The sequence below is a fragment of the Candidatus Angelobacter sp. genome (assembly GCA_035607015.1).
Lineage (GTDB): Bacteria > Verrucomicrobiota > Verrucomicrobiia > Limisphaerales > AV2 > AV2.
In genome coordinates this window covers 1-7,833 of sequence record DATNDF010000453.1, presented here as the reverse complement: position 1 = coordinate 7,833, position 7,833 = coordinate 1, and the positions used below count along the sequence as shown (strand labels likewise).

At 59.6% G+C, this 7,833-nt stretch carries 7 protein-coding genes; 5 read left to right on the top strand and 2 right to left on the bottom strand.

Going from position 1 to position 7,833, the window contains the following annotated elements:
* Positions 1-116: 116 nt before the first annotated feature.
* Positions 117-1,211, bottom strand: a complete 1,095-nt coding sequence (locus tag VN887_18245) for a DEAD/DEAH box helicase family protein (protein ID HXT41956.1) — start codon at positions 1,209-1,211, stop codon at positions 117-119.
* A gap of 406 nt (positions 1,212-1,617) precedes the next feature.
* Here VN887_18245 and VN887_18240 point away from each other — a divergent pair, with 406 nt between their 5' ends.
* Both VN887_18240 and VN887_18235 read left to right on the top strand, forming a co-directional pair.
* A complete protein-coding gene (locus tag VN887_18240) occupies positions 1,618-2,247 on the top strand; it encodes a PepSY-associated TM helix domain-containing protein (protein HXT41955.1) in 630 nt (209 codons plus the stop codon).
* The gene (locus tag VN887_18235) at positions 2,231-2,914 is read left to right on the top strand and encodes a hypothetical protein (GenBank protein HXT41954.1); all 684 of its coding nucleotides are present in this window, start codon (positions 2,231-2,233) and stop codon (positions 2,912-2,914) included. The genes VN887_18240 and VN887_18235 overlap by 17 nt, the downstream gene beginning before the upstream one ends.
* 105 nt (positions 2,915-3,019) lie before the next feature.
* On the opposite strand, the gene VN887_18230 is transcribed toward VN887_18235, so the two are convergent.
* Positions 3,020-3,592: a sulfur transferase domain-containing protein gene (locus VN887_18230; GenBank protein HXT41953.1), complete on the bottom strand. Its 573-nt coding sequence runs from the start codon at positions 3,590-3,592 to the stop codon at positions 3,020-3,022.
* 686 nt (positions 3,593-4,278) lie between these two features.
* Between VN887_18230 and VN887_18225 the strand changes: the two genes are divergently transcribed.
* The 3 genes from VN887_18225 to purE form a co-directional block, all read left to right on the top strand.
* Positions 4,279-5,061, top strand: coding sequence for a hypothetical protein (locus tag VN887_18225; protein HXT41952.1), 783 nt, complete (start codon positions 4,279-4,281; stop codon positions 5,059-5,061).
* An 88-nt stretch (positions 5,062-5,149) separates the two neighbouring features.
* Positions 5,150-7,213, top strand: coding sequence for a protein-disulfide reductase DsbD domain-containing protein (locus VN887_18220; GenBank protein ID HXT41951.1), 2,064 nt, complete (start codon positions 5,150-5,152; stop codon positions 7,211-7,213).
* Between the two features lie 108 nt (positions 7,214-7,321).
* The coding region (gene purE / locus VN887_18215; GenBank protein ID HXT41950.1) for a 5-(carboxyamino)imidazole ribonucleotide mutase at positions 7,322-7,833 on the top strand (512 nt) is incomplete at its 3' end.

Genomic DNA, 7,833 nt, shown 5'->3' with positions numbered 1-7,833 from the left:
CGACGTTTAACTATCGCGGGCGGCCGCCAACACCTGCGCAAGAGCAGTTAAGCAAAAGGCTCCTGGAGCTGTCAGCGGAACATCCGCGCTACGGGTATCGGCGCATGGCGGCGTTGCTACGCCGGGAAGGTTGGCGGGTCGTAGATGCTACGGACTTTGAATCGCTGTGCCACGCGCACCAGTCCATTGAACCAAACGGATGCGCGGCGATTTTCTTCGGCAGCGTCCTCGCCCTCTGCCTTCTGATCGTCTTCGCGTGGCAGATAACAATGATGCGCCTCGTCATTTATGACGAGCAGGCGGGAACCGGGACGGAAACTACCGAGCAAACGACCTATGACTTGTGAATGATCTTCGACGGCCTCTTGCTTTGTTCCGTCCGCCTGAAACTTGCCGTCCATTGGAGAACGTTTGTTGCCTTGGAGTGTTTTCGGTTCGAACGCGTGATAGTTGGTGATGACAAGCCGTTTGTTCAACTCCGGCATTTCCTTGCGCCATGTTTCAGGCACGAGGTAGCGAACATGGTAGTAATCTTCCGCGTCCACTCCCAAACGTGTATCCACGCGCAACACGCCGAGTCGGTCGCGAATCGTGATGCCCGGCGCAATCAGGAGAAAGTTGTCGGCGAAGCGGACATCGTTCCGATACTCAGCACGATTGAAATAATGGTAAGCGATGAGCGCACCCATGACGACGGTCTTGCCCGAACCCGTCGCCATCTTGAATGCAATGCGTGGAAGATTGTTTTCCGGCGAAGCGGAAACTTTCCGTGCTTCTTCAAGCTGTCGAAGAATGTGCTGGCCGACGTTCGATTTCTCGGCGACTTCGTTGAGCCAAATCGCGGTCTCAATCGCTTCGCGCTGGGCGAAGAAGAGGGATTGTGTGGAATCGCGTCCAGGATTGAGGAACCAAAAATAAAGCAACTCACGTGTGATGCGCGTCGTCTGCGGATATTTAGCCTGCCTCCATACGCCCACCTCGCGGCGGAGCAGATTGACGACATGATTGCCATGCTCGGTCGCGGCCACTTCGTTAAACCCCATCAACTCGCCTTGCGGGCCCTGACGAACGGGAATCGTTTGGACTTCCGGCCTGAAGACGCGGCGTCCCTTGACCGGACGCGAATAATCCAGTTCACCCTGTGGGTTCGTGGCGTAATGCCATTCCGGTTGTTCGTAGGGATTGTTTAGGATTGGATTATAGTCAGGCATTAAATCACGAAATCATTCTGCCAGAATCCGCACTTAACTGGTCGTAGCATCCCACAATTCGTGCATAACTTCCAAGGCGCTTCGTGGCGAAACCAAAGTGAACTTCGACGCGTCGCGGTGTTCGCGTCGATTTCCTCACGGGCCTTTTCCTCCGGGGTCATCTTGAACCATCCGAGAATACACGTTCAGAACAGAACGACAAGAGGGAGTTTGGCCGAATGGATGAAGGCGGCGCAGGCAGACGACAGAAGACGGAGGGCAGGGCGGAGGGCGGAGGTGTGGGAAGCGATTCTTGACAAGAATCGTCGGGTAGATCGTGATGGGGCATGGCCGAGCGACCCGGTTCTCAGTCGAGATGCTTCCGCGGCGACGACCGGTTTTCAAATTCTCAAAGGGCTTCCGCTGAATGAGAGGACGAATTTACCGGCTCATACGCGATCTCCATCTGTACCTCGGGCTGTTCAGCAGCCCGTTCGTGCTCGTGTTTGCCATCAGCGTGTTTTTCCTGGTCCACACCTGGCTGCCGAAGTTCGCTCCAGAATCTTCCAACACACGGGCGGTATCGGACCTTCCCCTTCCCGCAGAGTTGCCGACGCTTTCGGGCCGTCCACTGATCGATGCGCTTAAACCAGCTCTTGAAAAGGCGGGTGTCCCGGGCGAGGTCGGATTCGTCCGGCACATGGTCAAGGAGGAGAAGCTGATCATTCCCGTAACGATCCCCGGACGCGAAACGATCGTGACCATCAGCCTCGCCAGCCGTGAGGCAACCATCGTGACCCGTGAGACCGGGCTGGCCGATGCCCTGGTGACGCTCCATAAATCTCCGGGTCAACACGGGCCGGGCATTCGGATGAACTGGTTTTACATGAAAGCGTGGCGTTGGATGGCCGACACAACGGTTTACCTGATCCTGTTTATCTCGGTCAGCGGCGTTTATCTCTGGTACATGCTGCGCGCGGAACGCAAGGTCGGATTGATCCTGCTTTTCGCGGGGGCGTTATCGTTTTTCGGAATGGCGTATGCCCTCAGCCACTGAACCAACCGGCAAATCGCCGAGAGCCGCCCGATTTCGAGCGGGATTCGAGCGCTGGAATCGCAAGCTGCATTTCTACGCTGGATTGTTTCTGCTCTTTTTCCTGTGGCTGTTTGCCTTCAGCGGCCTGCTCCTGAACCATCCGACCTGGAGCTTTCATGAATCCTGGAGCAACCGCAAAGACATGAATTATGAGCGCGAGATTGCTCCTCTCGGGCCGGAGGTGAAGGGTGATCTCGCGCAGGCGCGAGAGATTCTGAGGCAACTCGGAATTGAAGGCGAGATTCTCTGGACGACAACCAGGACGAACGCCGATCTGTTTGAATTTCAGGCCAGGCGCCCGGGCCATTTCTTCTTTCTCAAAGCCGATCTGGCGCGGCATCGCGTCGCCGTGCGGCACAGTGTGGTGAACCTGTGGGGAGTGATCAAAGTGCTCCACACGTTCACGGGCGTTCAGATGGATGATGCCCGCCAAAGCCGTGACTGGGCGCTGACTACTTTGTGGGCCTATTCGATGGATGCCGTTGCCGCCGGCGTGATCTTCATGGTCCTAAGCAGTCTGTATATGTGGTGGGAGTTTCCGCAAAAACGCCTTCTGGGCGCCGTTGTCCTTGGCCTCGGAACACTGAGTTGCGGCCTGTTTTGCATCGGTCTCCGCTGGCTTTTTTGACGGCGCGCACAGCGGTCCACTTCAGGAGAAGCCAGACATGAACGGGTGAGGTAACGGCGGAGGCGGCCGCTGGGCGGCTTTGAAATCGAGAACCGGCGGCCGTGTTCAGTCGGTTTTGTGGGACTTTGCAAAGTCAGCCACGTAACGCTTCATCCCGATTTCCAGCGGTGACATTCCGTGTTCCCTGGCCTCCTGCAATGCCTGTTTGCTCGTCCATTTGTCATGACGAATCCGGTAACAGGCGACGATGGTGCCGGTGCGATCGGCACCATGCTGGCAGTGAACGAAGACCGGGTCGGCGGCAGTCTCGATACTCGAAAGCACCTTCAAAACCTGTTCGTCGGTCGGCTGGCCAATTCCGGACATGGGCACGTTGGTGTAAGTGATGCCCGCGGCCCGCGCTTCGGCTTCCTCCGCCGACCAGACATCGTTGGTCATCCGCAGATTGATGATTGTTTTGACCCCCAACCGGGCGAGCGACTTGATGCCATCAGCATTGGGCTGGGCACCCCGATAGAGATGATCGTTGACCCGGGCGAAATTGGTAATCCCCGCCACCTTGGGATGGGAATCTTCCGATCTGATCAAGCCGAAAGACGCCATTAACGATACGACAATCAGGGCAGGCAGGAGGTTCCTTCTCAGCCCGGTCAATAATCGGCAACGGGTCCGTTTCATTGTCGTTGGATTAACGGATTGCCCGCAAACCAGCAAGAGCGATGTCATGGCTGTGCGGCGGCGGTTGAGGGACGGGAGAAAGGTGAATGGCCAATGCAGAAGGCGGAGGACGGTGGACGGCGAAGCCGCATTCATAAGCGCCGTTACCGTGAACCGCCCGCGGTTTCATGCGCGCCGGCGAAGAAAGGACGCCTTGCCTGCCACGAGGACTGAAGAATAATTATCGCGAAGCAAACGACAAAATACGGTGAGCGCGTTTCCGGTTTCGTCTGCATCTTTCTCCCGTGAGTTTGACCCCTGATGAGAGAAAAACCGGGGCGGAAAGGACGGATCCGCGATTGCCGCCGCCCGGCCGGCTTGTGTTCGTGCGATGTCTCTGCTTCGACTGTCTCGGATATCTGGACAAGACGGGAAAATGGCGAGGCCGTTCCGATGGCAAAGAGCTGCCCGAAGTGCTGGACTGGGCTGGGTTGTAAGGCCACGGCGTCCAATCACCGGCGAGGAAGGCGGAGGGTGTTGTGGGAATGCGTGCCGCCATCAGGCCCGGGGAGGATTCCTCCCGGCTTCGGCTCGCACTGCTCATTCGTTGAGCCGGCGTCTGCCCCGACCCGGCGACAATTCCCTTGCGTATTTGTCCGACGAGGGAGAACACTCGCGCACACCCGCACCCCAACCAAAGGACAGACATGAAACCATCGCTTCTTCAGTTCACCTTCGCGGCAGGGTTGATCTGCGCTGCCACCCTGGCCGCCGACGATGCCGCCGCGCTGGCAGGCAAATGGTCGGCCAAAAAGGTCAACGACGAGGGCCAGAAGTACACGCAAACCGTCGAGTTGAAACCGGACAACAAATTCAGCTTTCAGATCATCGGCGAAGACGATCAAGTGGCGTTCGTCGCCCGGGGAGAATTCAAACTGGACCAGCTGGGGTCGTTCAAAACCGCGCGGTTTTTTCACATCAAGGGTGGAGCGCCGGGTTCCGATCTGAACGACATCGACGACGAATTCCAATCCGTGTACGCGCTCACCGGCGATGCGTGGATCCTGGCCGTGAACTTCGACAAGGATCGCCAGCAGAAACCAGCGTTGGATGTTTATCAGCGCGTCAAGGCTCCGGCCGCACAAACGCTGGTCATCGACGAGATCGAGATGGCGGACGTGCCGCAGGGCGCGACGTGGTTCCTCTGTCTGGAGGTGACGACACCCGATGGAACCAGCCACCGCCATCACGTGGACGGCAAGGAATACGACAAGAAGCAGGTGACGATTCCGGTGGCGCTGGAACTGGCAAAGGTGAGCGCGGGCGAGAAGTGCACCTTCAAGCTGCAACTGGACGACATCGACGAGGACGCGTGCGGTGACGAGCCTGACAACCGGAGCACGGGCGAGTTCGCAGCCAGTGAGCGCGGCTCACAGTCTTACAAGCCGGAGGATAACTGGCGTTACACCATCCGCTGGCGCATGAAATAACCGCCGCGCGCCCGCCAGCCGTCACACCGGCGACCACGCCGACGCCCGGGCAATTGCAATAAGGCTCCACATTGTGCATCTATATGATATGCGACTCGTGCACAGGCTCGCCTTCCCGGTTGTTCTGGCTCTGGCGGTCGTGTCCATCCAGGCGGCCGCAAAAACCCAGGTGCGCCTGGTTTTGTCGGCGCAATCAGCGCGTCCGGGTGAAACCGTCACGGCCGGCGTGCTGCTGAAGACGCCCCCGGACTGGCACACCTACTGGAAAAATGCCGGCGACTCCGGCGCGCCGACGAAGATTGAATGGGAGCTTCCCGAGGGTATCAAGGCCGGTGAAATCCAATGGCCGGTCCCGGAAAAACTGACCGTCGAAGGGCTGACCACTTACGTTTACAACGGCGAGGTGATGCTGCTCGTGCCGCTGACGCTCGCGGGCGACGTGGCCTCCGGGACCAGGGAATTGAAAGCGCGGGTGTCGTGGCTGGAGTGTGAGCGCGTTTGCCTGCCGGGCAGGGCCGAGGTCAAAGCGACGCTTGACGTCGGCGCGAAATCTAATCCGTCAGCGGAGGTCTTCCTGTTGGATGCCTGGAAGACAAAATTGCCGCGCGCCGATGCGAATACGGCGGCCGGCGCGTGGTGGGAGAAGGAGGCCGGAGGGGACACCCGCCCTTTGATTCTGGAGGTGGCGGCGAAGGCGGCGGAAGATTTCTTTCCGTATCCGGGCAAAGCGTTCGAGGTGCAGGCCGCCACGGACAAATTGCCGGGGAGCGACGGCAGAGTTCGATTCCGCAAACTGGTCAAAAAACTGGAAGGAGACTGGCCGGCGAAGCTCGAGGGAATTGTGGTGGCCGCGGCGGCAGATCAGAAATCCGCGACCGAAATCAACGTGCCGATCATTGCCCCGAAGGGTCCCACGACCGCGGAGACAGCGCCAGGAAATGATCTTCCATCGGCGGAATCAAAACCACTGGGGCTCATGTTGCTGTTCGCCTTCATCGGCGGACTGATATTGAACGTGATGCCGTGCGTGCTGCCGGTCATCGCGTTGAAGATTCTCGGATTCGTCCAACAGAGCAGGGAGGCGCCGGGACGCGTGCGCCGGCTGGGGTTGGTCTATGGACTTGGCGTGCTGACCTCGTTTCTGGTGCTGGCCGGGCTGGCGATCGGCGCGAAACAGGCGAGTTGGGGCATGCAGTTTCAAAACGTGAATTTTCTCATCGCCATGACGATTCTCGTCCTGCTGGTCGCGCTGAATCTGTTCGGCGTTTTCGAGGTGACGTTGAGCGGACGGACCATGGACGCCGCGGGCCAATTGGCGTCGAAGAAGGGCGCGGCAGGGGCATTTTTCAACGGCGTGTTGGCCACGGCGCTCGCCACTCCGTGCACGGCTCCCTTCCTTGGCGTGGCGCTCGGTTTCGCGTTCACGCAACCGCCGGCCACGATCGTTCTGGTGCTGCTGATGGTCGGTGTCGGGCTGGCCGCACCCTTCGTGGTTCTGAGCTGGCAGCCGCGCTGGTTGAAATTTCTGCCCAAGCCGGGTGTCTGGATGGAGAAGTTCAAAATCGCGATGGGTTTTCCGATGCTGGCGACGGTGGTCTGGCTGTTCAAACTGACGTTGAATCATTTCACGAAAAGTGGCGTGTTCTGGTTCGGCGTGTTTCTGGTGGCGCTGGCGATGTCGGCGTGGATCTGGGGCGAGTTTGTGCAGCGGGGCCGGGGCCGTCGCTGGCCGGGCATCGCGGCGAGCTTCCTGGTGACGGGCGTGGTTACCGCGCTGGCGCTCGGGCGCGCGCCGGAACTCGACTGGAAACCGTGGAGTCATAAGGCCGTGGCCAGCGCGCGGGCCGAAGGCCGGCCGGTGCTCATCGATTTCACCGCCGACTGGTGCGCAACCTGCCAGGTAAACATGCGCACCAGCATCAACATCGCGCCCGTTCGGAAAAAACTTGGCGCGATGAACGCCGTGACGCTGGTGGCCGACTTTTCCAAGGAAGATCCTGCGATCGCGGAGGAATTGCACCGCTTCAAGCGCGACGCGGTGCCGTTGGTGCTCGTTTATCCCAGGGACGCCAGCAAGCCGCCCATCGTTTTACCGGACGGATACCTGACGCCCTCGATTGTATTGGACGCGCTGGACAAAGCCGCCGAGTGACGGATTCCTTTCCGCAATTCATCCGCGCGCCGATCCTTGGCCGGGGAACGAATCAAAGTGACGACTCGACGGCCTCGGCCCGGCTCGTGTAGAACATCCGCACGAATCATGGCAACCGAAAAAACAAAAACATTGGTCGGCATCCTCATGGGGAGCAAATCGGACTGGGACGTGATGCAGCACTGCGCGTCGCAACTGGAGGCGCTGAAGGTGCCGTGGGAAGCGCAGGCGATTTCCGCGCACCGCGCGCCCGACGCGCTGTTTGAATATCTTTCCACCGCCATTCCGCGCGGGCTGGAGGTGATCATCGCCGCGGCGGGCGGGGCGGCGCATCTGCCGGGCGTATGCGCGGCAAAGACGCCGCTGCCGGTGCTGGGTGTGCCGATGGAATCGGCGTCGTTGAAAGGACTCGATTCATTGCTGTCCATTGTGCAGATGCCGGGGGGCGTTCCGGTGGGAACGCTGGCCATCGGCAAGCCCGGCGCGATCAACGCGGCGTTGCTGGCGGTGTCCATCCTGGGCGCGAAACATCCGCAGCATCGCCAGGCCTACGAGGAATTTCGAAGGAAGCAGACCGAGAAAGTTCTGGGCGATCGCGTGTTGAAGCTGCCGGAGACGCC